The organism is Burkholderia sp. AW33-5, from assembly GCF_053427615.1.
On sequence record NZ_JBSAXA010000001.1, the window covers coordinates 631,663 to 658,436 of the forward strand.

General features: G+C 65.9%; 20 protein-coding genes and 1 tRNA gene. 14 read left to right on the forward strand and 7 right to left on the reverse strand.

The genetic code is table 11. The annotated features are described in order from the left end of the window. Nucleotides 1-257: 257 nt before the first annotated feature. Complete coding sequence (locus ACV22V_RS02950; protein WP_059531493.1) at nucleotides 258-1,592, forward strand: NAD(P)/FAD-dependent oxidoreductase; 1,335 nt, start codon at nucleotides 258-260, stop codon at nucleotides 1,590-1,592. A 413-nt stretch (nucleotides 1,593-2,005) separates the two neighbouring features. Next, complete coding sequence (locus ACV22V_RS02955; RefSeq protein WP_059699882.1) at nucleotides 2,006-2,881, forward strand: dienelactone hydrolase family protein; 876 nt, start codon at nucleotides 2,006-2,008, stop codon at nucleotides 2,879-2,881. Nucleotides 2,882-2,933: 52 nt separating this feature from the next. On the opposite strand, the gene ACV22V_RS02960 is transcribed toward ACV22V_RS02955, so the two are convergent. Both ACV22V_RS02960 and ACV22V_RS02965 read right to left on the reverse strand, forming a co-directional pair. Then, complete coding sequence (locus tag ACV22V_RS02960) at nucleotides 2,934-3,803, reverse strand: sulfurtransferase (RefSeq protein WP_059531487.1); 870 nt, start codon at nucleotides 3,801-3,803, stop codon at nucleotides 2,934-2,936. A 115-nt stretch (nucleotides 3,804-3,918) separates the two neighbouring features. After that, nucleotides 3,919-5,025 (reverse strand): aromatic ring-hydroxylating oxygenase subunit alpha, encoded by a 1,107-nt coding sequence (locus ACV22V_RS02965; protein WP_448012942.1) that lies wholly within the window; start codon nucleotides 5,023-5,025, stop codon nucleotides 3,919-3,921. Nucleotides 5,026-5,296: 271 nt separating this feature from the next. Between ACV22V_RS02965 and ACV22V_RS02970 the strand changes: the two genes are divergently transcribed. The 4 genes from ACV22V_RS02970 to folE2 all read left to right on the forward strand — a co-directional run bounded on the left by ACV22V_RS02970 (nucleotide 5,297) and on the right by folE2 (nucleotide 9,420). Beyond that, nucleotides 5,297-5,590, forward strand: coding sequence for an exodeoxyribonuclease VII small subunit (locus ACV22V_RS02970; RefSeq protein ID WP_006479428.1), 294 nt, complete (start codon nucleotides 5,297-5,299; stop codon nucleotides 5,588-5,590). Further along, a complete protein-coding gene (locus ACV22V_RS02975; RefSeq protein ID WP_448012943.1) occupies nucleotides 5,587-6,471 on the forward strand; it encodes a polyprenyl synthetase family protein in 885 nt (294 codons plus the stop codon). The genes ACV22V_RS02970 and ACV22V_RS02975 overlap by 4 nt, the downstream gene beginning before the upstream one ends. A gap of 80 nt (nucleotides 6,472-6,551) precedes the next feature. Beyond that, a complete protein-coding gene (dxs, locus tag ACV22V_RS02980; RefSeq protein ID WP_059531480.1) occupies nucleotides 6,552-8,456 on the forward strand; it encodes a 1-deoxy-D-xylulose-5-phosphate synthase in 1,905 nt (634 codons plus the stop codon). Between the two features lie 154 nt (nucleotides 8,457-8,610). Then, nucleotides 8,611-9,420 carry a GTP cyclohydrolase FolE2 gene (gene folE2, locus ACV22V_RS02985; protein WP_059819618.1) on the forward strand — a complete coding sequence of 270 codons (810 nt, stop codon included), beginning with the start codon at nucleotides 8,611-8,613 and terminating at the stop codon, nucleotides 9,418-9,420. 108 nt (nucleotides 9,421-9,528) lie between these two features. Here the strand turns inward: folE2 and tsaD are convergent, their stop codons facing one another. Next, complete coding sequence (gene tsaD / locus ACV22V_RS02990; RefSeq protein WP_448012944.1) at nucleotides 9,529-10,569, reverse strand: tRNA (adenosine(37)-N6)-threonylcarbamoyltransferase complex transferase subunit TsaD; 1,041 nt, start codon at nucleotides 10,567-10,569, stop codon at nucleotides 9,529-9,531. Between the two features lie 130 nt (nucleotides 10,570-10,699). Here tsaD and ACV22V_RS02995 point away from each other — a divergent pair, with 130 nt between their 5' ends. The 6 genes from ACV22V_RS02995 to ACV22V_RS03020 all read left to right on the forward strand — a co-directional run bounded on the left by ACV22V_RS02995 (nucleotide 10,700) and on the right by ACV22V_RS03020 (nucleotide 17,544). Next, nucleotides 10,700-11,920: a BaiN/RdsA family NAD(P)/FAD-dependent oxidoreductase gene (locus ACV22V_RS02995; RefSeq protein WP_175906500.1), complete on the forward strand. Its 1,221-nt coding sequence runs from the start codon at nucleotides 10,700-10,702 to the stop codon at nucleotides 11,918-11,920. Nucleotides 11,921-12,026: 106 nt separating this feature from the next. Further along, on the forward strand, nucleotides 12,027-12,239 hold the full coding sequence (gene rpsU, locus ACV22V_RS03000) for a 30S ribosomal protein S21 (protein WP_006479415.1): 213 nt from the start codon (nucleotides 12,027-12,029) through the stop codon (nucleotides 12,237-12,239). Between the two features lie 185 nt (nucleotides 12,240-12,424). After that, the gene (locus ACV22V_RS03005; RefSeq protein WP_059524656.1) at nucleotides 12,425-12,871 is read left to right on the forward strand and encodes a GatB/YqeY domain-containing protein; all 447 of its coding nucleotides are present in this window, start codon (nucleotides 12,425-12,427) and stop codon (nucleotides 12,869-12,871) included. Between the two features lie 72 nt (nucleotides 12,872-12,943). Next, complete coding sequence (gene dnaG / locus ACV22V_RS03010) at nucleotides 12,944-14,821, forward strand: DNA primase (protein ID WP_059689632.1); 1,878 nt, start codon at nucleotides 12,944-12,946, stop codon at nucleotides 14,819-14,821. Nucleotides 14,822-14,909: 88 nt separating this feature from the next. Beyond that, complete coding sequence (rpoD, locus tag ACV22V_RS03015; RefSeq protein WP_082721897.1) at nucleotides 14,910-17,327, forward strand: RNA polymerase sigma factor RpoD; 2,418 nt, start codon at nucleotides 14,910-14,912, stop codon at nucleotides 17,325-17,327. 138 nt (nucleotides 17,328-17,465) lie between these two features. Next, nucleotides 17,466-17,544: transfer RNA gene (locus ACV22V_RS03020), tRNA-Ile, on the forward strand. 173 nt (nucleotides 17,545-17,717) lie between these two features. Here the strand turns inward: ACV22V_RS03020 and ACV22V_RS03025 are convergent. After that, entirely contained in the window at nucleotides 17,718-17,864 is a 147-nt protein-coding gene (locus ACV22V_RS03025) for a hypothetical protein (RefSeq protein WP_448012945.1), read from the reverse strand. On the opposite strand from ACV22V_RS03025, the gene ACV22V_RS03030 reads away from it, so the two are divergent. After that, nucleotides 17,857-19,407: a phospholipase D family protein gene (locus ACV22V_RS03030; RefSeq protein WP_059689634.1), complete on the forward strand. Its 1,551-nt coding sequence runs from the start codon at nucleotides 17,857-17,859 to the stop codon at nucleotides 19,405-19,407. The two genes, ACV22V_RS03025 and ACV22V_RS03030, sit on opposite strands and share 8 nt — an antisense overlap. 142 nt (nucleotides 19,408-19,549) lie before the next feature. On the opposite strand, the gene ACV22V_RS03035 is transcribed toward ACV22V_RS03030, so the two are convergent. Further along, nucleotides 19,550-21,385 (reverse strand): S53 family peptidase, encoded by a 1,836-nt coding sequence (locus ACV22V_RS03035; protein WP_448012946.1) that lies wholly within the window; start codon nucleotides 21,383-21,385, stop codon nucleotides 19,550-19,552. 327 nt (nucleotides 21,386-21,712) lie between these two features. On the opposite strand from ACV22V_RS03035, the gene ACV22V_RS03040 reads away from it, so the two are divergent. Then, nucleotides 21,713-21,874, forward strand: coding sequence for a hypothetical protein (locus ACV22V_RS03040; protein WP_156437121.1), 162 nt, complete (start codon nucleotides 21,713-21,715; stop codon nucleotides 21,872-21,874). A 341-nt stretch (nucleotides 21,875-22,215) separates the two neighbouring features. On the opposite strand, the gene ACV22V_RS03045 is transcribed toward ACV22V_RS03040, so the two are convergent. Both ACV22V_RS03045 and ACV22V_RS03050 read right to left on the reverse strand, forming a co-directional pair. Then, nucleotides 22,216-24,663 (reverse strand): mechanosensitive ion channel family protein, encoded by a 2,448-nt coding sequence (locus tag ACV22V_RS03045; RefSeq protein ID WP_448012947.1) that lies wholly within the window; start codon nucleotides 24,661-24,663, stop codon nucleotides 22,216-22,218. A gap of 288 nt (nucleotides 24,664-24,951) precedes the next feature. Then, nucleotides 24,952-25,911 (reverse strand): LLM class oxidoreductase, encoded by a 960-nt coding sequence (locus ACV22V_RS03050; RefSeq protein ID WP_448012948.1) that lies wholly within the window; start codon nucleotides 25,909-25,911, stop codon nucleotides 24,952-24,954. Nucleotides 25,912-26,774 lie beyond the last annotated feature (863 nt).

Genomic DNA, 26,774 nt, shown 5'->3' on the forward strand with positions numbered 1-26,774 from the left:
GTCCCGCGGCATATTGTTGCAGGGATGCTGAATATCGAGATGGTTTGCTTGTGGTCAACGCGCAAGCTCCCGGACAATGCATGTCAGTCAGGTCATTGTCGCGGGGGCAGCGCGCCCCGCGTTCCGGCGTCGGCGCATCGAAGTGTTTCGAACTGCACATCGATGATGTCCGAACCGGTTAATCCAACGGGCGGCGCGAACGCATCGCGTCTGCATCGTCCGGCGGCAGCAGTTTCGAATCGCAAAGGGGGAATCGGATGCATCGGATCATCATCGTAGGCGGAGGCGCGGGCGGCCTGGAACTGGCGACGCGGCTCGGCGACCGTTACGGCGCGCGCGGCAATCGTCCCGCGCGTGCGCTCGTCACGCTCGTCGACCGCAATCCGACCCACATCTGGAAGCCATTGCTGCACGAGGTCGCGGCCGGCAGCATGGACCCGTTCACGCAGGAACTCGAATACGCAGCCCAGGCGCGCTGGCATGGCTTCGAGTTTCAGCAGGGCGAACTGACCGCGCTCGATCGCGCGGCGAAGCGCATCACGCTGTCGCCCGTCAACGACAGCGACGGCGCGGAACTGCTGCCTGCGCGCGACCTGGAATACGACACGCTCGTGATCGCGATCGGCAGCACGACGCATTTCTTCGGCGTGCAGGGCGCGGCTGAAAATGCGATTGCGCTCGATACGGTCGGCGAGGCCGAGCGCTTCCGCAAGCGCCTGATCGCCGCGTGCATGCGCGCCGAGCACCAGGCGCCGGCGCAGCCCGCGCCGGGAGCGGCGGACGAGCCGCGCATCCAGGTGGTGATCGTCGGCGGCGGTGCGACGGGCGTCGAGCTGTCCGCTGAACTGCGCAACACCGCGCAGGTGCTGTCCGTCTATGGGCTGCACAAGCTCGACCCGCAGCACGACGTCGGCATCGTGCTGATCGAATCGGGGCCGCGGATTCTGCCTGCGCTGCAGGAGCGCGTCTCGACCGCAACGGCCGAGCTGCTGGAAAAGCTCGGCGTGCGTTTGATGCTTGCCGAGCGCGTGACCGAGGTCGCGCCGGGTTTCGTGCATACGGCGAGCGGCAAGTCGGTGCGCGCGGATCTCACGGTCTGGGCGGCCGGCATCAAGGCACCGTCCGTGCTGTCGAATCTTGATGGCCTCCAGGTCAACAAGCTCGGCCAGCTCGACGTGCGCCGCACGCTGCAGACCTTCACCGACGACAACGTCTTCGCACTCGGCGATTGCGCGGCATGCGTATGGCCCGGCAATGAGCGCAACGTGCCGCCGCGCGCGCAGGCCGCGCACCAGCAGGCGAGCTTTCTGCTGAAGGCGATCGGCTGCCGGCTCGACGGACGTCAGTTGCCCGAGTTCACGTATCGCGATTTCGGTTCGCTCGTGTCGCTCGGTCACTTCAGCGCAGTCGGCAACCTGATGGGCGGGCTGATCGGCGGCAACATGCTGATCGAAGGGCTGTTCGCGCGCTTCATGTATATGTCGCTGTACCGCCTGCACATCGCGGCGCTGCACGGCTATCCGCGCATGGTGCTCGATACGTTCGCGCACTGGCTGCGCCGCACGACGCTGCCGCGCGTCAAGCTGCACTGACCGCGCGGTTCGTGCACCGACGGGCAGGGAACGTGCATCGAGCGTGTTTCCTGCCCGTTGTCGTTTCAGGTGCGGTTGACCGCGGATTCACGCACCGGGCCTGTTCATTGCGCGTCATTTCGATTCAATCCACGGACATTCGCGCGCGAGCCGGCGCTCGCCGCATCGTGCCGCGCATGGCCTTGCCGGGCCGGGTTGCCGCGGTTATCGATACCGTTGGGTGCCACGGCATCGCATCGTCGTAATCGAGTCTTACACATCTGACAGTTGACGCGACAACGGATTATTGGGCATCTTGTCCGGGTTTCCGCTTGCGGCGGGGTGCCACCGCCGCGACATCCGCGCCGTCCGCCGGCGTGGTGCCGGGGCGAGTCCCTGGCCGTGACGGCGGCGCCCAATCGAGGAGTGCATTCATGTTGAAACCCGAAGTCGACAGCCTGGTTCCCCACGTTCCGTTCTCGCGCCGCAAGTTCATGCAGGCCGCGCTGGGCGGCACCTTCGCGGCGGCCGTGCTGCCCGTGTCGGCGCAGACCATCACGACCGACAGCAGCGGGCTGGACGTCGACACCATCGAGATCCGCTCGGGCGACGCGAGCATCCCCGCGTATCGCGCGCAGCCGGTCGACAAGACGAACCTGCCGGTCGTCATCGTGATTCACGAGATTTTCGGCGTGCATGCGCACATCGCCGACGTCTGCCGTCGCTTCGCGAAGCTCGGCTATCTGGCGATCGCGCCCGACCTGTTCGCGCGCCAGGGCAATGCATCGAAGTATCCGACGATGAAGGAGCTGTTCGACAACATCATCAGCAAGGTGCCCGACCGGCAGGTCACCGAGGATCTCGATGCGACCGTCGCATGGGCCGGCAAGAACGGCGGCGACCTGTCGCGTCTCGGTGTGACGGGGTTCTGCTGGGGCGGCCGCCAGGCGTGGCTGTACGCGGAGCACAATCCGCACGTGCGGGCGGCTGTCGCATGGTATGGGTTCGTCGAGGGCGCGACCGACGAGATGACGCCGTTCAATCCGGTCGATCATGCGTCGTTGCTGAAGGTGCCCGTGCTCGGGCTGTACGGCGAGAAGGACACGAACATCACGCAGGCGTCGCTCGCGGACATGCGCAAGGCGATCCAGACGAGCGACTCGAAGCTCGCGCGCCAATCGGAGATCGTCGTGTATCCGGATGCGGGTCACGCGTTCTTCGCCGATTATCGGCCGAGTTACGTGAAGGGCGATGCCGAGGACGGCTGGAAGCGCGCGATCGAGTGGTTCCACAAGTACGGCGTGATGTAAGCGAAGAAGCGGCGGCAGATGCCGCCGCCTTGTCGTCGCGCCACGCAGGTGCTTATGGGTTAGGGCCGGTCGCGATCGGTCGCGACGGATCGGCGCTCCATTCGCTCCACGAGCCCGGATACAGCGACGCGCCATGCAACCCCGCGATTTCGAGCGCGAGCGCGTTGTGGCATGCGGTCACGCCGGACCCGCATTGCAGAATCACGCTGTTCGGTTCGGTGCCGGCGAGCAGCGTGGTGAACGTCTCGCGCAGTTCATGACCGGTCTTGAAGCGGCCGTCGGCGGCCAGGTTGTCCTTGAAGAACCGGTTGCGTGCGCCGGGAATGTGGCCGCCGACACGATCGATCGTTTCGTTTTCGCCGCGATAGCGATCCGGTGCGCGCGCATCGATCACGACGCGTTTGGCCGACGTCACGTTCGCGAGCACGGCCGCCGCATCGACCGTCGATTCGAGCGGGGTCGTTGCGCGGAAGTCGCCGGCGGCCGGGTGCGGCACGTCGGCGGTCAGCGGCTGGCCGGCCGCTTCCCATGCCTGCAGGCCGCCGTCGAGCACCGCGACGGAATCGTGCCCGAGCCAGCGCAGCAGCCACCATAGCCGCGCCGCATAGGCGCCACCTTGTGCGTCATAGGCGATGACCTGCTGGCCCTGCTTGACGCCGCGGCTGGCGATCAGCGTCGCGAATGCGTCGCGGGTCGGCAGCGGATGGCGGCCGTTGGTGCCGGTCTTGCGGCCGGACAGGTCGCGGTCGAGATGGAGATACTGCGCGCCGGGAATATGGCCGGTCGCATAGGCGGCTTCGCCCGCGCCCGGATCGACGAGATCGAAGCGGCAGTCGAACACGGCGACGCTGCCCGGCGCCGCGGCCAGCCGCTCGGCGAGATTGGCTGCGGAGATGAGCGTGGTGTAGTGGGTATGTGGCATGACGGCTCCCTGGAGTGCAAACGGCCTGATACTCCAAGTCTAAACAAAAAAAGACGGGCCGAAACCCGTCTTTTCATATGCCGAATGCCATGCGGCGCCGGCGCGCCGCGCGCGGTCAGATGTCGCCGAGGTGGCGGCGCAGGAACTCGTGGAAGTGCTGCATGCCGTCTTCCATCGGGCTCTGGTACGGGCCGACCTGCGATTCGCCGCGCGCCATCAGTGCGCGGCGGCCTGCGTCCATCCGCATCGCGATTTCGTCGTCCTCGACGGCCGTCTCCATATAGGCGGCGCGCTCGGCCTCGACGAACTCGCGCTCGAACAGTGCGATTTCCTCGGGGTAATAGAACTCGACGATGTTGGTCGTCTTCTGCGGGCCGCGCGGAATCAGCCACGACACGACGAGCACGTGCGGATACCACTCGATCATCAGGCCAGGGTAGTAGACCATCCAGATCGCGCCGAACTCCGGCGGCACGCCGTTGCGGAACTTGAGCACCTGCTCGTGCCACTTCTGGTAGGTCGCGCTGCCCGGTTTCGCGAGGGCGTTGTGCACGCCGACCGTCTGCACGCTGTACCAGTCGCCGAACTCCCATTTGAGATCGTCGCACGACACGAAGCTGCCGAGGCCCGGGTGGAACGGAACGACGTGATAATCCTCGAGGTAGACCTCGATGAACGTCTTCCAGTTGTAGTCGCACTCGTGCACTTCGACGTGATCGAAGTGATACTCGGAGAAGTCGAAGTGATGCTTCGTGCCGAGGTTCGCGAGATCGCGCGCGACGTTGCGGCCTTCGGCCTCGAACAGCAACCCCTGCCAGTTCTGCAGCGGGCTCTTGCCGAGGTTCAGGCACGGCTTGTCGGGGAAGTGCGGCGCGCCGAGCAGCTGGCCTTCCAGATCGTATGTCCAGCGGTGCAGCGGACACACGATGTTCTGTGTGTGGCCGCGCCCGTTCAGCATGATCGCCTGCCGGTGGCGGCACACGTTCGACAGCAGTTCGATCTGGTTCGCCGGGTTGCGGACCAGCACGCGGCCTTCCTTCTCGGACGGCAGCGCAAAATAATCCCCCGCCTCGGGCACCATCAATTCGTGCCCGACGTAACGAGGTCCTTTCTTGAAGAGGATTTCGATCTCGCGCTCAAGGAGCGCCTCATCGAAATATGCAGTGACTGGAAGCTGGCTGTGAGCCGACTTCAACTGAAGCGCATCGCTCAGATTGGACATTCCCACTCCCGGTGTTAGCGTGAAAGCAGTGAACAACCCAACCATCGAAAAATCGATTTAGGGAAACGCGGAATTATACCCGGTTCGCCTCGCAAGGCTAGGATTAAGTGCCTGATTTGTGTCAATTTTTTGTCGGCAGGCAATCCGAGTGCGCACCCCGTGTGTCGAAGATGGGGCCGGAAGATGTGCCGGGCTGCCCACGTCGGCAGATCGGAGAATTCTCTTTTGCCGTAGAATGTCCGACTTGTTTTGAAATTTGACACCCTCGTCCATGGCGAAAACCGCATCCCCAGGCGCCACGCCGCCCGGCAATGGCACCGAACCGTTGCCGGACAATTATGAGATGGCGCTCGCGGAACTCGAGACGCTGGTTGCCCGGATGGAAGGCGGCGCGTTGAGCCTCGAGGATTCACTGGCGGCGTATCGCCGCGGTGCGACCCTCGTTGCGTTTTGCCAACAGCAGCTCGAGAAAGTGGAGCAGCAGGTTCGCGTGCTCGACGGCGCGACGCTGAAGCCGCTTTCGTCCGGAACGGCCGCCACGGACGGCGAAGACGACGATCTATGACATTCGAACAATGGATGCGGTCCGTGCTAGACCGTGTCGAGGACGCACTCGGCCACTATTTGCCGGCTGATAATGTAGTGCCCACGCGACTTCACGAAGCGATGCGCTACGCGGTCCTCGGCGGCGGCAAACGCGTTCGCCCGCTGCTGTGCCATGCAGCAGGCGAACTGACCGGCGCGACCGAAGCGGCGCGCAACGCAGCGGCGGCGGCGCTGGAGATGATCCACGTTTACTCGCTCGTGCACGACGACATGCCGTGCATGGACGACGATGCGCTGCGACGCGGCAAGCCGACCGTGCACGTGCAGTACGACGAGCCGACGGCGCTGCTGGTCGGCGATGCGCTGCAGTCGCAGGCATTCGTCGCGCTGACCGACGCCGCGGCACTGACTCCGGTGCAGCAGGCTGCGCTCGTGCGCGAGCTGGCGCTGGCGAGCGGCTCGATCGGCATGGCCGGCGGCCAAGCGATCGACCTGGCGAGCGTCGGCCTGAAGCTGACGCGCGAACAGCTCGAGACGATGCACCGGATGAAGACGGGCGCGCTGCTGCGTGCCGCCGTGCGGATGGGCGCGCTGGCAGGCGAGACGCCGTCGGCGGAAGCGATGGCCGCGCTCGACGTTTACGCGGGTGCCGTGGGTCTGGCCTTCCAGGTCGTCGACGACATTCTCGACGTCACGACCGATTCGGCGACGCTCGGCAAGACGGCCGGCAAGGATGCGGCGAACGACAAGCCGACGTACGTATCGATCCTCGGCCTCGACGCATCGCGTGAGCTCGCGGCCCAGCTGCGCGCCGAAGCGCACGATGCGCTGAAACCGTTCGGCGCACGCGCACAGCGTCTCGCCGAACTTGCCGACCTGGTGGTGAACCGGGTCAGCTGACGCGAAGCCCGCCGCTGCGCACACGCTACGGTGCGTGCAATAGAATGCGGGCGCGTTTGATTTCCTACAATGGAACGACGATGTACGACTTGCTGAAAACCATCGACGACCCGGCGGATCTGCGCCGCCTCGATCGTCGCCAACTCCAACCGCTCGCGGATGAACTGCGCGCGTTCGTGCTCGACAGCGTGTCGAAGACGGGCGGCCATCTGTCGTCCAACCTCGGGACGGTCGAGCTGACGATCGCGTTGCACTACGTGTTCAACACGCCGAACGACCGGATCGTCTGGGACGTGGGTCATCAGACCTACCCGCACAAGATCCTGACGGGCCGCCGCGACCAGATGCATTCGCTGCGCCAGTACGACGGCATCTCGGGTTTCCCGCGCCGCAGCGAGTCCGAATACGACACGTTCGGCACCGCGCACTCGAGCACGTCGATCTCGGCGGCGCTCGGGATGGCGATCGGCAGCCAGCTGAACGGCGACGACCGCTTCTCGATCGCGGTGATCGGCGACGGCGCGATGACGGCCGGCATGGCGTTCGAGGCGATGAACAACGCGGGCGTGTCGGAGGATGCGAAGCTGCTCGTGATCCTCAACGACAACGACATGTCGATTTCGCCGCCGGTCGGCGCGCTGAACCGCCATCTCGCCCGCCTGATGTCGGGCCGCTTTTACGCGGCCGCGCGCGCGGGCGTCGAGCGCGTGCTGAGCGTCGCGCCGCCGGTGCTCGAACTCGCGCGCAAGCTCGAGGAGCACGCGAAGGGCATGGTCGTGCCGGCCACGTTGTTCGAAGAGTTCGGCTTCAACTACATCGGCCCGATCGACGGTCACGATCTCGATTCGCTGATCCCGACGCTGCAGAACATCCGCGAACTGCGCGGCCCGCAATTCCTGCACGTGGTGACGAAGAAAGGCCAGGGCTACAAGCTCGCCGAAGCCGATCCCGTGCTCTACCACGGCCCCGGCAAGTTCAACCCGGCAGAAGGCATCAAGCCGTCGACCACGCCCGCGAAGAAGACGTACACGCAGGTGTTCGGCGAATGGCTGTGCGATGAAGCCGAGCGCGATTCGCGCGTCGTCGGCATCACGCCCGCGATGCGCGAAGGCTCGGGCATGGTCGAGTTCGAGAAGCGTTTCAAGGATCGCTATTACGACGTCGGCATCGCCGAGCAGCACGCGGTGACGTTCGCGGGCGGCCTCGCGACCGAAGGGCTGAAGCCCGTCGTCGCGATCTACTCGACGTTCCTGCAGCGTGCGTACGATCAGCTGATCCACGACGTCGCGCTGCAGAACCTGCCGGTCGTGTTCGCGATCGACCGCGCGGGCCTCGTCGGCGCGGACGGTGCGACGCACGCGGGCGCGTACGATCTCGCGTTCATGCGCTGCATTCCGAACATGACGATCATGGCAGCGTCCGACGAGAACGAGTGCCGCCAGATGCTGCACACGGCGCTTCAGCAGCCGAACCCGACCGCGGTGCGCTATCCGCGCGGCGCGGGCACGGGTGTGGCGACGGTGAAGGAATTCACCGAAATTCCGCTCGGCAAGGGCGAAGTGCGTCGCCGCACGTCGCAGCCGGAAGGCAAGCGCGTCGCGATTCTCGCGTTCGGCACGATGGTCGCGCCGTCGCTCGTGGCGGGCGAGGAGCTCGATGCAACGGTCGCGAACATGCGCTTCGTGAAGCCCGTCGATGCGGCGCTCGTGCGTGAACTCGCCGAGACGCACGACTACCTCGTCACGGTCGAGGAAGGCTGCGTGATGGGCGGCGCGGGCTCGGCCTGCGTCGAAGCCCTGATGGACAGTGGGGTTATCCGACCCGTAATACAATTGGGCCTCCCTGACCAGTTCATCGATCACGGCGATCCCGCGAAGCTGCTGTCGCAATGCGGCCTCGACGGCGCGGGCATCGCGAAGTCGATTCGCGAACGCTTCCTGAGCCCGGCGGCCGATGTCGCCGGTCAGGCGAAGCGCGTCGCATAAGCTGGCGCCGCCTGCGGGCGGCGTCGGTGCGACTGGCGCAACCGGTCTACATTGATGCGGAAAACATGGGCCTGCGGGCCCATGTTGCTTTTCCGGCTGCCGCATGACGCGGCGTGCGCGTCGTCGGACGCGCGGCTTACAAGGATTGAACAAGATGAACCAGATGAATCCCGCCTTCGTGATGCCCGACGTGCAGAGCACGGTGGATACCCGCCAGATTCCGATTCAGCGCGTGGGCGTGAAGGCGGTCCGGCATCCGTTGACGGTGTGCACCGAGAGCGGCGACGTGCAGCCGACCGTCGGCGTCTGGAATCTCGACGTGCGCCTGCCTGCCGATCAGAAGGGCACGCACATGTCGCGCTTCGTCGCGCTGCTCGAGGAGAATCGTGCGCCGTTGACGGTCGAGCGCTTCCGCGCGATGCTCGCGTCGATGCTCGAGAAGCTGGAAGCCGAGGCCGGCCGCATCGAGGTCACGTTCCCGTACTTCGTGAACAAGACGGCGCCGGTGTCGGGCGTGCAGAGCCTGCTCGACTATGAAGTGACGCTCGCGGGCGAAAGCCGCAACGGCGAAGCGCGCCTGTTCCTGAAGGTGCTCGTGCCGGTGACGAGCCTGTGCCCGTGCTCGAAGAAGATTTCGCAGTACGGCGCGCACAACCAGCGCTCGCACGTGACGATCGACGCCGAGCTCGCGGCCGACCTGCCGGTCGAGGCGCTGATCCGCATCGCGGAAGAAGAGGCGTCGTGCGAGCTGTGGGGCTTGCTGAAGCGTCCGGACGAGAAGTTCGTCACGGAGCGTGCGTACGAAAACCCGAAGTTCGTCGAGGATCTGGTGCGCGACGTCGCGCAGCGTCTCGATGCGGACGAGCGCGTGGTCGCCTATGTGCTCGAAGCCGAGAACTTCGAGTCGATCCACAATCACAGCGCGTATGCGCTGATCGAGCGCGACAAGCGGCACGCCGCGTAACGTTGTGCCGCTGCGGCGTTTTGCCGCTGCAACGGAAAAGGCCGCTCGATCGAGCGGCCTTTGTGTTTTGGCTGGCGTATTCCGAAACGTGCCGGTGCGTCGTGCGAATCAGCGTGCGAGCGACGCGAGATCCCAGCGCGGTTTCACCGTGAACGCGTAGTCGGCGTTCGCCTGCTCGGGCCAGCGGCCGAGCCGCAACGCGCCGGCGAGCGCGATCATCGCACCGTTGTCGGTGCAGAGCGCGAGATCCGGATAGTGCACGTCGAAGCCGCGCTTGGCCGCGGCGGCCGACAGCGCCGCGCGCAACTGGCGGTTCGCGCCGACGCCGCCCGCGACGACGAGGCGCTTGAGCTTCGTCTTCTTGAGTGCGGCGAGCGACTTCGCGACGAGCACGTCGACGGCCGCGTCGACGAAGCCGCGCGCGAGATCGGCCTTCGCGCGTTCGAGCGCTTCGTCTTCGAGTTTTGCCGCCTCGAACTTCTTCATCTGCGTGAGCACGGCCGTCTTCAGGCCGCTGAAGCTGAAGTCGAGATCGCCCGAATGGAGCATCGGGCGCGGCAGCACGACGGCGCCGGGCGTGCCCGTTTCCGCGAGCTTCGACACTTCCGGGCCGCCCGGGTAGCCGAGGCCGATCAGCTTCGCCGTTTTGTCGAAGGCTTCGCCGGCCGCGTCGTCGAGCGTCTCGCCGAGCGTCTCGTACACGCCGACATCGGTCACGCGCATCAGCTGCGTGTGGCCGCCCGACACCAGCAGCGCGATGAACGGGAACGGCGGCGGCTCGTCGACGAGCAGCGGGGACAGCAGATGGCCTTCGAGGTGATGGATGCCGACGGTCGGCTTGTTCCATGCCAGCGCGAGCGCGTTCGCGATACTCGCGCCGACCAGCAGCGCGCCGGCGAGGCCGGGGCCTTGCGTGAATGCGATCGCGTCGATGTCCTCGCGGTGCGTGCCGCTTTGCGCCATGACTTCCTCCAGCAGCGGCAGCGCGCGGCGGATGTGGTCGCGCGATGCGAGCTCGGGCACGACGCCGCCGTATTCGCGGTGCATCGCGATCTGCGAATGAAGCGCGTGCGCGAGCAGGCCGCGCTGCGTGTCGTAGAGCGCGAGGCCGGTTTCGTCGCAGGAGCTTTCGATGCCGAGAACGAGCATGGTAGAGGCGGGGCGAGCTGCGTCGAGCGCGCCGCGGGAAGGTAAACGTAACCGCAAATTATAGCAGGCGAGGGCCTGCCGCCGCTGGGGTGCGGCCCGGGTGCGCGGCCGGGCAGGTACAATCCGCGCCATGGAAACTTATGACATCGCCGTGATCGGCGCGGGCGCCGCCGGGATGATGAGCGCCGCGGTCGCCGGGCAACTCGGCCGCCGCGTGGTGCTGATCGACCACGCGCCGCGGCTCGCCGAGAAAATCCGCATCTCGGGCGGCGGCCGCTGCAACTTCACGAATCTCTACGCGGGCCCCGACAACTATCTGTCGTCGAATCCGCATTTCGCGCGCTCGGCGCTTGCACGCTACACGCCGCGCGACTTCCTCGGGCTGCTCAAGCGCCATCACGTCACCTGGCACGAAAAGCACAAGGGGCAGCTCTTTTGCGATCACGGCAGCGACGCGGTCATCGACATGCTGAAGCACGAATGCGACGCGGGCGGCATTGCCTGGCGCCGGCCGGTGGTCGTCGACGCGGTGCGCCACGCGTCGGCCGATGGCTTCACGCTCGACACGCAGCAGGCGGGGCCGATCCGCGCACGCGCGCTGATCGTTGCCACCGGCGGCCTGTCGATCCCGAAGATCGGTGCGACCGACTTCGGCTACCGGCTCGCGAAGCAGTTCGGCCACAAGCTCGTCGATACGCGGCCCGCGCTCGTGCCGCTCACCTTTGCGCAGCAGGACTGGGAGCCGTTCGCGGCGCTGTCCGGCGTGTCGCTCGAAGTGCGCGTGTCGACCGGCGACAAGAAGCGCGGCGGCGAATTCGTCGAGGACCTGTTGCTGACCCATCGAGGCCTGTCGGGCCCCGGCATCCTGCAGATTTCCAGCTACTGGCAGTCCGGCGATCCGATCCGCATCGACCTGCTGCCGCAGCGCGACGCGGTGGCCGACCTGCTCGACGCGAAGCGCACGTCGAAGCGCCAGATCGGCTCGCTGCTCGCGGACTGGGTGCCGTCGCGCCTCGCTCACGTCTGGCTCGACACGCACCGTGTCGCGGCCGATGCGCGGCTCGCGGACCTGCCCGACAAGACGCTGCGACAGATCGGCGACGCGCTGTCCGGCTGGACGCTGACGCCGAACGGCACCGAGGGCTACAAGAAGGCCGAAGTGACGAAGGGCGGCGTCGATACGCGCGAACTGTCGTCGGCGACGATGATGAGCGCGCGGGTGCCGGGGCTGTTCTTCGTCGGCGAGGCGGTGGACGTGACGGGCTGGCTCGGCGGCTACAACTTCCAGTGGGCGTGGGCATCCGGCACGGCGGCCGGGCAGGCGGCGGCGGAGTTTGCGCGGGGCGCCTGACACGGCTGCGCGGGCCCGCCATTGACGGGGCCCGGCCCTTATGTCTTTGCCTGGCGCTCTGCTATACTCGTAAATCTTCCCTGCAAACCTTTATTCGTGTCGGATCATGACGATCATTCGCGTTAAAGAAAACGAGCCGTTCGAAGTCGCCATGCGCCGCTTCAAGCGCACGATCGAGAAGAACGGTCTGCTGACCGAGCTTCGTGCGCGGGAGTTCTACGAGAAGCCGACCGCCGAGCGCAAGCGCAAGAAGGCTGCCGCGGTGAAGCGTCATTACAAGCGAATCCGCAGCCAGACGCTGCCGAAGAAGCTGTACTGAACGATTGAGCGCCGCACGATTCACTGAGCGGCGCACCGGCGACCTCCGCACGATCGGCCTCGATCCGGGGCCGCGAGTCGCCGATGCCGGATTCGAGCAACCCGCTTGAGACTTAGTCCCAAGCGGGTTTTTGTGTTGACGCCCGTTCGCGGGTGTCGAAGTCACGTTTCCATCCCGGGTGCAAGATGAGTTTGAAAGAGCAGATCAGCGAAGACATGAAGGCCGCGATGCGCGCGAAGGAAAGCGAGCGTCTGGCGACGATTCGCCTGCTGATGGCCGCGATCAAGCAGCGCGAGGTCGACGATCGGGTCACCCTCGACGACGCGGGCATCACCGCGGTGATCGACAAGATGATCAAGCAGCGCAAGGACTCGATCAGCCAGTTCGAAGCCGCCGGCCGCGACGATCTCGTCGCGAAGGAACAGGCCGAACTGACCGTGCTGGGCGCATACATGCCCGCGCAGCTGTCGGACGCCGAAGTGGCTGCCGAAGTCCAGGCCGCGGTCGCGGCAACGGGTGCGGCTGGCCCGCAGGACATGGGCAAGGTGATGGGCGTGCTGAAGGGCAAGCTCGCCGGCCGCGCCGACATGACGGCCGTTTCCGCGCAGGTCAAGGCCGCGCTGTCGAAGTAAAACCCGCTTCCCGGCGCGCTGCACTCGCGTGCGCCGGGGCGTCGTATTGTCTTTTTTTCGCTCGATCCCACGGTGATTCCGCATTCGTTCCTGCAGGATTTGCTGAACCGCGTCGATATCGTCGACGTGGTGGGCCGGTACGTGCAGCTCAAGAAGGGCGGCGCCAACTTCATGGGGTTGTGCCCGTTCCACAACGAGAAGAGCCCGTCGTTTACCGTCAGCCCGACCAAGCAGTTCTATCATTGCTTCGGCTGCGGCGCGCACGGCACGGCGATCGGTTTCCTGATGGAGCACGCGGGGCTCACGTTCCCGGAAGCCGTGCAGGAGCTCGCGCAATCGGTCGGGCTGACCGTGCCGCACGAACCGTCGATGCGCGGGGGGGGCGGGGGCGGTGCGGGTGGCGGCGACTATCCGGCGCCCGTGTCGAAATCGGTCGCGACCGCGCTGTCCGACGTGATGTCCGCCGCGTGCGACTACTACCGCAAGCAGTTGCGCGGCGCGACGGTCGCGATCCAGTATCTGAAGAACCGGGGCCTGACCGGCGAGATCGCCGCGCGCTTCGGGCTCGGTTATGCGCCGGACGGCTGGCAAAACCTCGAAACCGCGTTCCCGGACTACCGCGACGACTCGCTCGTCGAATCGGGCCTCGTGATCGTCAGCGAGAAAACCGATGCACAGGGCGTCGCGCGCCGCTACGACCGGTTCCGCGAGCGAATCATGTTCCCGATCCGCAACGTGAAGGGGCAGGTGATCGGGTTCGGCGGCCGCGTGCTCGGCAGCGGCGAGCCGAAGTATCTGAATTCGCCCGAAACGCCGCTGTTCAACAAGGGCAGTGAACTGTACGGGCTGTTCGAGGCGCGTCTCGCGATCCGCGAGCGCAAGTACGTGCTGGTTGTCGAAGGCTACATGGACGTCGTCGCGCTCGCGCAGCTCGGCTTCCCGAACGCGGTCGCGACGCTCGGCACGGCATGCACGCCGATTCACGTGCAGAAGTTGCTGCGCCAGACCGACACGGTCATTTTCAGCTTCGACGGCGACTCGGCCGGCCGGCGTGCGGCGCGCCGCGCGCTCGAGGCGTGCCTGCCGCATGCGGCGGACAACCGGACGATCCGATTCCTTTTCCTGCCGTCCGAGCACGATCCGGACAGCTACGTACGCGAATTCGGCGCGGAAGCGTTTTCCGAGCAGGTCGAGCGCGCGATGCCGCTGTCACAATTTCTGTTGAACGAAGCAATTGCCGGCAAGGCGCTCGATCAGCCGGAAGGTCGAGCGAAGGCGCTGTTCGACGCGAAGCCGCTGCTGCAGGCGCTGCCGGCGAACGCGTTGCGCGCGCAGATCATGCACATGTTCGCCGACCGGCTCGATATCCCGTTCGAGGAAGTCGCGGGGCTGTCGGACGTCGATGCGCGCATCGCGGCGCCGGCGCGCCAGGCGCCCGCGCGCAGCGAACGGCGGCGTGTGACCGACAGCGAAAAGCGTGCGTTGCGTACGCTCGTGATGCATCCGCGGATCGCGTCGCAGCTCGACGACGAACAGCTTGCGACCCTGCGCGCGCTGCCGCGGATCGGCGAGCTGTTCGCCGAAGTCGTCGAGCATGCGCGCGCGCTGGGCGACGGCGCGGAGTTCCGGCTGCTGTCGGATGTCCTGCGGACGTCCTCGAACGGCGCGACTTACGAGGAAATCTTCCGCGAAATTCTGGACTATGATGAAAACGTCCGCGATTTGCTGTTACAGAATCCGGAAGACGAGACGGTGCCCGAGCGGCAGCGTGAACAGGAACGGATCGCGGGGGAGGAACTGCAGGCCGCGGTGCTCAAGATGCGCTATGACGCCTGCTGCGACCGGCTCGACCGGCTTGCGCGGCAGTCCACCTTCACACCCGAGGAACTGGCGGAATTGACGGAATTGAACCAGCAGCGAACCGACATGAAGCGTCGGCTCGGGCTGTAGGCGGCCGGGGCGCCAAGAGAGGGCGCCCCAGCGTGCTATAATATAAGGTTTCCAGCGGTTTGTTTTCCAAGCAGAGGCGAGAATCGCGATGGCAAAGACGACAGGCGGAAAGAAAGCAACAGGCAAGGGCTCGACGGAGCCGACCACGAAGGTCACAGCGGCCAAGTCTGCTTCTTCCACCAGGACAACGTCTTCAGCCACGTCAGCCCCTGCGGGAAAGAAAACCGCGGCCGGCACTGCTCAGGCTGCGCCGGCGCCGGCAGCCAGAACACGGGCTGCCGCCAGACCCGACTCCGGGCCGGCCAAGCCGGCGGCGAAGCGGGCAAGTGCGAAAAGCGCAAGGGACACGACTGCCGCCGCGGACGAAACGGCAGTACGTACTACTCATGCACCCACGGTTCAACCGGCTGTCGTCCAGCAGCCGCGAGTCGATATAGCCGGTACGGCGAACTCCATGACCAAAAAGCTGAACGAAGTATCCGTCGATGACGACGCAAATCAGAGCGACGAGCAGCCCGCAGCCGCGGCTGCCCCGGGCAAATCCAAGGTGCGCGATCGTCGCGCCAAGGAAAAGGCGCTGCTGAAGGAAGCGTTCGCGACGAGCACGCCCGGCACGGCCGAGGAGCTCGAAGAGCGCCGCGTGAAGCTGCGCGCGCTGATCAAGCTCGGCAAGGAGCGCGGCTTCCTCACGTATGCCGAAATCAACGACCACCTGCCGGACAACTTCACCGAAACTGAAGCCCTCGAAGGCATCATCGGCACGTTCAACGACATGGGCGTGGCGGTTTACGAGCAGGCTCCGGACGCGGAAACGCTGCTCCTGAACGACAACGCGCCGGCCGCATCGTCGGACGATGAAGTCGAGGAAGAAGCGGAAGTCGCGCTGTCGACCGTCGATTCGGAATTCGGTCGCACGACCGATCCGGTCCGGATGTACATGCGCGAGATGGGCACGGTCGAGCTGCTCACGCGCGAAGGCGAAATCGAGATCGCGAAGCGGATCGAGGACGGCCTGCGCCACATGGTGATGGCGATTTCCGCGTGCCCGACGACGATCGCCGACATCCTCGCGATGGCCGAGCGCGTCGCGAACGAAGAGATCCGCGTCGACGAACTCGTCGACGGCCTGCTCGATCCGAATGCTTCGGACTCCGCCGATACGGACGGTTTCTCCGCGAAGGAAGCCGAAGCCATCGAGAACGAGGACGAGGAAGCCGAAGAGGAAGAGGAAGAAGAGGAAGAGGAGGAGGATGACGGTGCCGCTCAGGCGTCGGCCAACGCCGCTCAACTCGAAGCCCTCAAGCGTGCATCGCTCGACAAGTTCTCGCAGATCAGCGAGTGGTTCGACAAGATGCGCCGCGCGTTCGAGAAGGAAGGCTACAAGTCGAAGTCCTACCTGAAGGCGCAGGAAACGATCCAGACCGAACTGATGACGATCCGCTTCACCGCGCGTACCGTCGAGCGTCTGTGCGACACGCTGCGTGCGCAAGTGGACGAAGTGCGTCAGGTCGAGCGTCAGATCCTGCACATCGTCGTCGACAAGTGCGGCATGCCGCGTTCGGAATTCATCGCGCGCTTCCCGGGCAGCGAGACGGATCTCGACTGGGCCGAGAAGATCACGGCCGAAGGCCATCCGTACAGCGCGGTCCTGTCGCGTAACGTTCCGGCGATCCGCGAACAGCAGCAGCGTCTGATCGACCTGCAGGCGCGCGTCGTGCTGCCGCTGAAGGACCTGAAGGAAACCAACCGCCAGATGGCGGCCGGCGAACTGAAGGCGCGTCAGGCGAAGCGTGAAATGACCGAGGCGAACCTGCGTCTCGTGATCTCGATCGCGAAGAAGTACACGAACCGCGGCCTGCAGTTCCTCGACCTGATCCAGGAAGGCAACATCGGCCTGATGAAGGCGGTGGACAAGTTCGAATACCGTCGCGGCTACAAGTTCTCGACCTACGCGACGTGGTGGATCCGCCAGGCCATCACGCGTTCGATCGCGGACCAGGCGCGCACGATCCGTATTCCGGTTCACATGATCGAAACGATCAACAAGATGAACCGCATCTCGCGGCAGATCCTGCAGGAAACCGGTCTCGAGCCGGATCCGGCAACGCTCGCCGAGAAGATGGAGATGCCGGAAGACAAGATCCGCAAGATCATGAAGATCGCGAAGGAGCCGATCTCGATGGAAACGCCGATCGGCGACGACGACGATTCCCATCTCGGCGACTTCATCGAGGACAACAACACGGTCGCGCCGGCGGATGCCGCGCTGCATGCAAGCATGCGCGACGTCGTGAAGGACGTGCTCGATTCGCTGACGCCGCGTGAGGCGAAGGTGCTGCGGATGCGTTTCGGTATCGAGATGAGCACCGATCACACGCTCGAGGAAGTCGGCAAGCAGTTCGACGTCACCCGCGAGCGGATCCGTCAGATCGAGGCCAAGGCGCTGCGCAAGCTGCGCCACCCGAGCCGTTCCGACAAGCTGAAGTCGTTCCTCGAAGGGAACTGATTTCCAGCGTCTTACTTGCGAACGCCGCCGGCATCCGCGTGATGCCGGTGGCGTTTGTCCTCTTTGGCGTCTTTGTTGTTACAATGCCGGCCCGGCTTCGTTGCCGGCGTGGCGTGTAGCACACGTTGCTTCTCGTCTGGGCCCCTAGCTCATGCTTGGTTAGAGCAGCGAACTCATAATTCGTTGGTGCCGGGTTCGACTCCCGGGGGGCCCACCAGATTCGCTTCCCTGGTTATCCGGGGAAGTCTCGAAACCCGCGACGCCGCAAGGCCTCGCGGGTTTTTCTTTTGCGCGCTGCCTGAATGTGTCGAGCGTGTTGAATGCGTTCACGCCGGGCCGCGTGTCGCATAGCCGCCACCGGGGAAACGCGCGGAGCGTGCCGTCCCGATATCAATCGAAGTATGCTGTAGCGCGGTCGGCGCGCACGATCGAGAATCGTCGCGCGCGCGAACCGCAGGCCAGCGCTGCGTTCCGCCCGGCGGCCAGAACAAACACAAACAGACTTCGCCCGACAGTGGGGGCGGCCATCATGATCATGTTGCGTTCGTGGAGTGCGATTCTGTCGTTGCTGATGCTTGCCGCGTGCGCCAGCCTGCCGCCGCAAGCCGGTCGCGCGCCAACGCACGCATTCACCGATACCGAAACCACGCGCCTCGGCATCGCGTTCCGCCAGCAGGCCGCCGCCCATCCGGGGCAGGACGCGTTTCACCTGTTGCGCGATCCCGTCGATGCGCTCGATGCGCGCGTGCTGCTCGCCGATCGCGCGGACCGCTCGCTGGACCTTCAGTACTACATCTGGCACGACGACCTGACCGGACACGAACTCGCGGACGCGATCATCCGTGCGGCCGATCGCGGGGTTCGCGTGCGTGCGCTGCTCGACGATCTCGGGACGAACGCGGACGATCGCAAGCTGCTCGAGATCAGTTCGCATCCGAACATCGAGATCCGGCTCTTCAATCCGGTCGCCACACGCCACTTCAAGAAGATCGGCACGGTGCTCGAGTTCTCGCGCGTCAACCGGCGCATGCACAACAAGGCGATGATCGCGGACAACCAGGCGGCGATTGTCGGCGGCCGCAACATCGGCGACGAGTATTTCGGCGCGTCGTCGATGCTGGAGTTCGGCGATCTCGATGTGGTCGTGCACGGCCCCGTCGTGAACGACATCTCGACCGAATTCGATACGTTCTGGAATTCGCCGTATGCGTATCCGATCGATGCGCTGGTCGGACACGACGCGGCGCCGGGCGGTCTCGACCGGGAGCGCGAACGGTTGCGCGATTACTTGCGCGCGATGGAGGACAATCCGTACGTGCTCGAGGCGCGACACAGGCTCGACCAGATCGTGCACGGGCAGGGCACCGAGTTGTCCTGGGGGCAGGCGACGGTCCTGTACGACGATCCGGCGAAGATCTCACGCTCGCCGAAGGACAGCGACGGCCACCTGATGCCGCAACTGCGCGCACTCGCGTTGCGGCCGGAGCAGGAACTGCTGATCGTGTCGCCGTACTTCGTGCCGGGCAAGGACATGATCGAACGGCTGCACGCGCTCACGGCACGCGGCGTGCGCGTGACGATCCTGACCAACTCGCTCGCATCGACCGACGTCGCGGCCGTGCATGCCGGCTACCGGCGCTATCGGAGTGCGCTGCTGGAAGCCGGCGTGCGGCTTTACGAACGGCGGCCGTCCGGCGACAAGAGCATCGCGAAGCAGGTCATCATCGGCTCGTCGCGTGCTTCGCTGCATGCCAAGACCTATGTGTTCGATCGCAAGAGCATCTTCATCGGTTCGATGAATCTCGATCCGCGCTCGCTGAACCTCAATACCGAGATCGGCGTTTACTGCGAGAGCCCGGCAATTGCGTCGGAGGTCGCGACGGACCTGGAGCCGCGGCTCGATCGAATCGCATGGCGAGTCGAATCGCGGACCGATCCGGCCGGGAAGGAGCGGCTCAAGTGGATTCAGACCGACGCGGACGGGACGGTGACCGAGCTCGATCACGAACCGGAAGTGTCGGCGGCGCGGCGCATGGAAGTGTGGTTTCTCGGCTTGTTTCCGATCGAATCGCAGCTGTGATTTCGCTGGCCCGCGACGACCGCGGGCGGCGTGTGCCGACGTGCAGCGTCGATCTGGAGGCGCCGCGCGCAGCGGCGCAGATACGGCTCCAGGCGCGCAAAACGACCCGCACCCGGAACCGCACCGCTCATTGCACGATCGATCAGCGCGCGAAATCCGACGTGCTCTGGATGAACGTGTTCAGCTTCGAGATGTTCACGCTGCCGAAGCCCGTCGTCGCGTCCCAGCCAGCCTTCGCCTTGTAGCCGTATGTGCCGCTGCCGTTGTTGCCGGACGTCACATCGTGCACCAGCGCCGCATTGCTCGGGAAGTATTTGTAGATGCTCGACGCCGGGAAGCCGAGCGCGTTGTTGTTGGCCGATTGCAGCCGCGCCCAGATGCCGGTGAAGATCGGCGCGGCAAGGCTCGTGCCGCCTTCGTTGTTCAGGTAGCCCGAGCCCCACAGCGTGTCGGACGTCTGGCCGTTCACGACGAGGATCGCGCCGGTGCGCAGGTCGGCGTCGAAGCCGACGTCCGGCAGTGCGCGCTTGGTCGACCCGGTGAGGCTCGACGATTGCCACGACGGCGCGGCTTCGTACTTGCTGTAGCCGCCGCCCGTCGACCATACGGTGCCCGGCTGCCAGCTCGGATCGTTCCACACGATTTCGCTGTTGTATGCGTTGGTCGACGTGTTGGTGAACAGCGTCGTGCCGCCCACCGCGATCACGTACGGCGACGTCGCGGGCTCGCTCACCGTGTAGGTCGAGCGCGACGGCGTGCCGCTCGCGCATTCGTACGCGCCGTGGTCGCCGGCCGATACGGAGAAGGTCTGACCTTGCGCGACGGCCTGCTTGAAGATGGTGTCGTCGGTCGCCTGCGAGCCGGTGCTGTACGCGGACGATTCGCACACGCCGAGCGACACGTTGATGACCTTCGCGACGTTGTCGCTCACCGCCTTGTTGTATGCAGCGGTGATCGCGGTGAGCGTCATCGACGGCGCCACGTAGAACACGACCTGCTTCACGCTGCCGCCGGCCGCGCCGACGACCGACTGGCTGTCGAGGTTCCATTCGACGGTGCCGGATGTATCGGTGTACGAACTGCCTGACGGGCCCGTCTGCACGACGCTGCTGCTGATCGTGCCGAGGCCGTTGTTGGCGGCGAACGTGTTGAGGTCGCTGACCGTCTGCGACAGATCGCCTTCGGAGATGATGCCGACGGTGGTTTGCGAGGCCGTCGGCGTGCCGTCGCCGCCGTAGAGCGACGAGAATTCCGTCGGGTAGTGCGGCACCGCGGATGCGCCTGCCGGAATCGTCAGGTTGCTGGTGTTGCCTTGCGGCTTGCTGCCCGCGCCGGTATGCATGAGCTCGACGTTCTGCAGGCCCAGCACGGCGCCGACGATGCCGGAGATTGCGTTCGGCACCTGCGCGGCATCGGTGTTCGCGTAGACGTTGCGGCCGTTGCGCGTGAAGCGCTTGAGTGTCGTGCGGAACGCCGATTTGACCGTTGCCGCGGTGCCCGATGCGGACACGAGCAGGCGGTTCGGCGCGACCACGATGTTGACGAAGCCGGCCTGGCGCAGGTGCGCGACGACGGCGGCGACCTGCTGGTCGGTCGGCGCGTATTGCGCGGCGAACTGTGCCGACGTGAGGAACTGCTTGTAGTGCGGCGAGCCGGGCGTATGCAGGTCGTGCAGGTATTGGTCGAGTTGCGCCTCGTTGCGCAGGTTCAGCCCGAGCACGATGTCGACCGATTCGCCGGGCGCCATCTCGGTGGCAGCCGCGGCAGCGGCGGCGGTGCTGGCCGCCGGCGCACCGGCGGTACTGCTGCTTTCACCTTGCTGGACGAGCGGCAGGAATCCCTTGGTGCGCGTTTCCGTCCAGCCGGCGGCCGGTGCGGCATGGACGGCCGTCATGCCGAACGAAGCGGCTGCTGCGGCGGCGAAGGCGAGCTTGACGATGCGGATGTGCTTTTGTTTCTTGTTTGCAACCTGATTCATTTTGAATTACCCCTCCGGTTGAACATCGAACTGCACGAACAACAACGGTCGACAGCGGCGCGGATCGTGCGCCGCCGATATCCGCCGCGCTTGCGCGGATGGCGCGGACGCGACGGGGCCTTTCGCCCGACCCGGACGGGTGGTGATCCTCCGGGGGCGAAATGCTGGAAAGCTCGGTAACGAAGGCGCTGGGCCGCGATGAGGACCGGCCGCGCCAGCAGGCCTGATGCAGGCGGGGTGGCTAGAGCAACAGCTTCGGTGTCCTGCTCATCTTGTTCGGTCCTTCGGACTGCTGCCGGATGGCGGCTGCCCAATGAGTGCATCGGGATGTTGCATGCGCCAACGGAAGAAGCGACGGTCGGCGGCGAGAACTTCGGTGCGGCGGAAACGAGATGCGTCGAGCGGGAACGATTGCGTGGTTTGCAATTCGTCGGATTGCTTGCATCGGACGGTATCAAGAACGAAAGTTCGGTGTCAAACTTTTTCTGATGATATGAAACAAAGTTAAATGGGTTAGGCTGAAATGCTTTTGAAAAGTAACGGGGTATTTTGTAATTTTCGAACCCGAAACAGGATGCAATTTCAGATCTTTATGCAGAATAATTCGCGATTCGATTCGTAATGAACGAACGGTATTCGAGAAATCATTCGAATCTCCCGCGCCCGTCTCCGATTGGGATAGTTGTGACCGTGAAGTTGGTGAGCGGGCGGCCGACGCGAAGTGGGCGGCGCTGGCGAACGCGGCGAAGCGCGTTGAGCGCCCCCATCGGTCGTTCGATGGCACCGGCACGGCACGACACGCGGTGGCCGGGCCCGCGGCATCCGCACGATCAGTCCGGCTTGCGGTCTGGTGAAGCGGGCGGTGGCGGTTGCTCGGCGGCCGGCGTGCCGGCGGTAGGGGCGTCATTCTCATCGTTCTCGGGCGCCACGGACCGCGAACCGTCGTCATACGCGACGAGGCTGCGCTGCGGATTCGCGATCCGGATTCCGCGTTCGTGGAACAGCACCGCGATACGCCGGTTGAATTCGCGCTGCACGCCCCAGCGTGCCGAGTCCTTGCACTGGATCTGTCCGGCCAGCGCAATCGTCGCGCCGTCGACCTGGTCGATGCCCCAGTAGCTGAAATCCGACAGGATGCCGTCCTTGTAATTCGGATCGTCGCGCAACGCGGCGCCGATTTCCTTCAGCGTCGCGATCGCCCGATCGATGTCCTGGCCGTATGCGATGCTGACCTTGACGGCTGCGTTGCCGAGCCCGCGATTCGTGTTGTTGACGGTCGTCACCGAGCTGAACGGGATCGTATACAGCGACCCGTCGCCCGCGCGCAGTCGCACCGTGCGGATCGACAGGTATTCGACCGTGCCGGACACGCCGGCGAGCGTGACCCAGTCGCCCACCTGCATCGCGTTCTCCATCAGCAGGAAGATCCCGGTGATGAAATCCTGCACGAGCTTCTGCGAGCCGAAGCCGAGCGCGACGCCGAAGATGCTGGCGCCGGCGAGCAGCGGCCCGATGTTCACGCCGATTTCGCTGAGGCCCGTCAGCACGACGACGAGCGCGATCATGATGAACAACAGCGAACGCAGCATCGGCAGCAGTGTGCGCAACCGCGCCGCGCGCACGAGGTTGCCCTCGCGCGTCCACTGCTGCAGGCGGCGCTCGATCGCGATGTTCGCGGCTTCCCACACGATCAGCGCGACGACGGCCGCGATTGCGATCGTGATCAGCGCCGACGCGAGGCGATGGCCGATCGTGCCGGTCTGGAACGCGTGGAAGATCGGCACGCCCCAGATCTGCAGCAGCAGCACGACGGTCACGACGGCGATCGCCGCCGACACGATCTGGCGCACCAGCGGGTAGTAGCGGTATGCGTGCACGTGGACCAGCGTGCGATCGTCGTCGCGGCGCTGGAACAGTCGCGCGAGCGCACCGAACACGACGATCGACACGATCCGCATGCCGATCATCGCGGCGATCGAGCGGCCGCCGAGCGCGATCAGCACGCGGTAGCCGTTGTGGACGTCGAGCGCCCACACGAACCACAGCGCCATCACGACGAACACCGACACGGGCGCCCACGCGTCGGCGAGCGCGTTGCCGATCATCGCGAAGGCCGGCCGATCGTCGCCGGCCGCGCGGATGCGGGCGGCGACCGGCTGGCGGCACCGGAGAATCAGCGCCGAGATCATCAAGTGGCCGACGAGCGCGACGGCTTTCAGGAGCGCGACGTGACCGGCGTCGCTGAGGCCGAAGCTCGCGGCGATCTCGACCGCGGCCGTGCAGACGCCGACGACGATCACGATCCGCGCGATCGAGCGCTGCGCGATCGCGGCCCATGCGTCGCTGACGTGCAGTAGCCGCAACTGCCGCGCATCGGGCTGGAAGAACAGCCGGCTGACAATCGTCACGAGACGGCAGATCACATAGATGTCGATCAACGATTCGAGTGCGGTTTCGGTTGGCGTGCCGGCGCCGTCGAGCACCGACATCGTCAGGCTCGCGACGCCGACGAACACCAGCAGCGGCACCACGCGCAGCGCGAGGCTGACCAGCGCGCGCGGCATCCGGCGCAGCAGCGTGGTGTGGCGCCGTGCATGGCCGCGGCCTTGCGACGACGTATCGGGCGCGGTGGTGCCTTCGGCGCTGGCGCTGGCATTGGCCGGCACTGACGCCCTGGAATCGTCCGCCTCGGCGGGTTCGGGCTCGGCCCGACGCGACGATTCGGCCCGACGCGTGCCCAGGGCGGCCAGCGCGCGCCGCAGCAGCCGCTTCGCGAACCATTCGACGACGAACGCGGGCACGAGCACGGCGAGGATGACCAGGATCGCGCGCGTGAGGTCCGCGCGTTCGTCGGCGCGCACCAGCCGCTCGTGCCACCAGTTGCCGACGGAGCCGACATCGAGCAGCGAGCGCAGCGATTCGTTCAGCGCGCCGGCGATTTCGCCGGCCCAGCGTGCTCCCTGCCGGACGAGCATGGACGCGAGCCCGTTCGTCGTGAGCGCGGCGGTGGCGGCCGATGCCGCGCTGGCCGGTGCCGCGGCGCTCGCCGGAAGCACGGGCGTGCTCAGCACGCCGACGGCCGCGATCGCGCGCAACGTCGTTTCGACCTGTTCGCGCTCGCGCGGATTTTGCAGGACGGAGAGGGCGCGCTGCGCCTGTTGCGGCGTCAGTGTCGGCGCCGCGCCGGAGGCGGCCGACGCGACGGCTGGTGCAGGGGTAGCCGCGTGAGCGATCGATACGACGGCGGCGAGCAGCCAGCCGAGCAGGAAATGTCGCATGGGTTGGCATGCGGGCGCACATCGAAATGTGGCCCGCCGGTCTGGACGATGGACGGAAGTTAACATGATCGCGAACGGACCCGAATAGTTCCGTCGACGATTATTCGAATCGGGCATGCGGCAGGCGGCGCGGCTTGTTTTCGCGTGCCGGAGGTGTTCGCGAGCCCTTGTTCGCGCACGTCGACTCTTGTGACGATCAGGCCAGGAACGAAACGTGCTCCCTGGCACATCGATTCGGTGCAATCCACGAGTGCGGCTACCTGCAGCGAACTCGGGAATCCTGATGAATCAACCCTGCTCGTCGTGAAAGATCGGCAGCACGTGCTCGGCGATTTCCTCGATGACCTCGCGCACGGGCCGGTCGGAGCCGGGATTCAGCGTGACGTGGTGCGTGCCGGCTGCGCGCATGTCCCGCAAGATGCCGACCAACGCGTTCCCTCCGGTCGCGTAGCCGAGCGGCAGCGCGCGGGCCGGCGCATCGCGATTCGCATCGAGATCGAGCCGCATCGACACGCCGAACGCGCGAAAACCAGGCTGCGCGAGCCGGTCGACGGCCGCGCGCCACATCGAATAACGAGAACGCTGCGTGTCCGGATCGCGGTGGTACGTCATCCAGCCGATCGCGTTCCGTGCGATCCAGTCGACGCTCTGTCCGCCCGAGCCGACCGCGAGCATCGGCACCGCGTCGTCGCCGCGCGGCAGCAGCGTGAAGTCGGGCGCGTCGGGCGGTGTTTCGTCGGGCAGCACGCGGGACGGCACGCCGAGCGCGGCCGCGACGATGTCCCAATGCCGGCGATACCGGTCGCGCCGCGTTTCCGCATCGACGCCGAACGCCGCATATTCGGGCGGCCGGTCGCCGGAACCGAGGCCGAGGACGAAGCGTCCGCCGGACAGCGTCGCGACCGACAGCGCGCCCTTCGCGATATGCAGCGGATGACGCAGCGGCAGCACGATCGCGCCGCTGGCGAGCACGATCCGGCGCGTGCGCGACGCGAGCGCGCCGAGCAGCGCCCACGGATCGAGGTGCCCGACCGGGTCGGGATAGTCGGCGCTGTTCAGCGGAACGTCGCGAATCCACAGTGCGCGAAAGCCGAGCGAATCGGCCAGCGCCGCGAGTTCGAGCTGCTCGTTGAAATCGGCGACGGTCCGGCCGCCGCGCAGCAGCGGCAGCGTCAGGCCGATCGACAGCCGCTCGGGCGAGAAGACGCGTTGCGCGACGTCGGCGCGGCCGGAGGCGGGCAGGGGCATGTCCATTCCTTGAAGACGGGGCGAAGCGGGCGCGCGCCGTACGGTGTTCGCATGCTAACGTGTTTGCGCGACGCTTGCGACGCGCCGCGAGCAATACACGGCGGCATCGGCGGTTCCGGCATGATCGGCGCCTTCGGTCAACCGGCAGTCAATCTGCACGGACGCACTACGGACGACGCTCGGGGCGCGTCGGCAGCCGGGACGCACGCATGTCCGACCTGCGCGTTCGATCACGCATGCGCGGTCGGCAGCGGGCGATTGTAAGCAGATCGTCGGCGTCGCTCGCGTGCAGACGCCTCGCCGGCGCACACGTCACATTCCTGCAACATCGGCGTCGCGTCCATCCGCCCGTCGCGCACGCAGCTTCCCGTCGTTTCACTTTCGAAACGTTCACGTATTTCTGTCGCCGCACGATCTGCATCGGGGTCACTTCACCGGCCGCGCGGCCTTGCGCCGCGAAGCATGGTGCGCTCCTTGCATGTCTGTGTGCGCCGTGAGCGCGATCGCCGGCGCGGTAGAGGGCCGGCCATCGCTTCAGTGGGTCGGACGCATCGAAGACGGGGACAAGAGAATGAGAACAGACCGAATCGCAACGTGTCGTGTTGCAAACATGAATCGCCGACCTGCCCGTGAATTCGCTTCGCCGCTGATCGCGGTGACATGAGCGTGCGGCCTTTCGTTCCATCCGAACGATTCGGGTTCGTTCCGAACGACGACGTGCATGCATGACGCACGAGGCCGACCGGTGCCGGTCGGCCGTCGGGGATGAACCGCCCGTGCACGCAGATGGGCAATCATGAGTTCCGGATCGTTATGCCGGCGCGCGAAACGCATGCGTGCCGAGCGCGACGCATGCGTGTGCC

Coding starts and splice junctions, on each gene's coding strand:
- ACV22V_RS02950 (WP_059531493.1), top strand. CDS start 258: ATGCATCGGATCATCATCGTAGGCGGAGGCGCGGGCGGCCTGGAACTG.
- ACV22V_RS02955 (WP_059699882.1), top strand. CDS start 2,006: ATGTTGAAACCCGAAGTCGACAGCCTGGTTCCCCACGTTCCGTTCTCG.
- ACV22V_RS02960 (WP_059531487.1), bottom strand. CDS start 3,803: ATGCCACATACCCACTACACCACGCTCATCTCCGCAGCCAATCTCGCC.
- ACV22V_RS02965 (WP_448012942.1), bottom strand. CDS start 5,025: ATGTCCAATCTGAGCGATGCGCTTCAGTTGAAGTCGGCTCACAGCCAG.
- ACV22V_RS02970 (WP_006479428.1), top strand. CDS start 5,297: ATGGCGAAAACCGCATCCCCAGGCGCCACGCCGCCCGGCAATGGCACC.
- ACV22V_RS02975 (WP_448012943.1), top strand. CDS start 5,587: ATGACATTCGAACAATGGATGCGGTCCGTGCTAGACCGTGTCGAGGAC.
- dxs (WP_059531480.1), top strand. CDS start 6,552: ATGTACGACTTGCTGAAAACCATCGACGACCCGGCGGATCTGCGCCGC.
- folE2 (WP_059819618.1), top strand. CDS start 8,611: ATGAACCAGATGAATCCCGCCTTCGTGATGCCCGACGTGCAGAGCACG.
- tsaD (WP_448012944.1), bottom strand. CDS start 10,569: ATGCTCGTTCTCGGCATCGAAAGCTCCTGCGACGAAACCGGCCTCGCG.
- ACV22V_RS02995 (WP_175906500.1), top strand. CDS start 10,700: ATGGAAACTTATGACATCGCCGTGATCGGCGCGGGCGCCGCCGGGATG.
- rpsU (WP_006479415.1), top strand. CDS start 12,027: ATGACGATCATTCGCGTTAAAGAAAACGAGCCGTTCGAAGTCGCCATG.
- ACV22V_RS03005 (WP_059524656.1), top strand. CDS start 12,425: ATGAGTTTGAAAGAGCAGATCAGCGAAGACATGAAGGCCGCGATGCGC.
- rpoD (WP_082721897.1), top strand. CDS start 14,910: ATGGCAAAGACGACAGGCGGAAAGAAAGCAACAGGCAAGGGCTCGACG.
- ACV22V_RS03030 (WP_059689634.1), top strand. CDS start 17,857: ATGATCATGTTGCGTTCGTGGAGTGCGATTCTGTCGTTGCTGATGCTT.
- ACV22V_RS03025 (WP_448012945.1), bottom strand. CDS start 17,864: ATGATCATGATGGCCGCCCCCACTGTCGGGCGAAGTCTGTTTGTGTTT.
- ACV22V_RS03035 (WP_448012946.1), bottom strand. CDS start 21,385: ATGAATCAGGTTGCAAACAAGAAACAAAAGCACATCCGCATCGTCAAG.
- ACV22V_RS03040 (WP_156437121.1), top strand. CDS start 21,713: ATGTTGCATGCGCCAACGGAAGAAGCGACGGTCGGCGGCGAGAACTTC.
- ACV22V_RS03045 (WP_448012947.1), bottom strand. CDS start 24,663: ATGCGACATTTCCTGCTCGGCTGGCTGCTCGCCGCCGTCGTATCGATC.
- ACV22V_RS03050 (WP_448012948.1), bottom strand. CDS start 25,911: ATGCCCCTGCCCGCCTCCGGCCGCGCCGACGTCGCGCAACGCGTCTTC.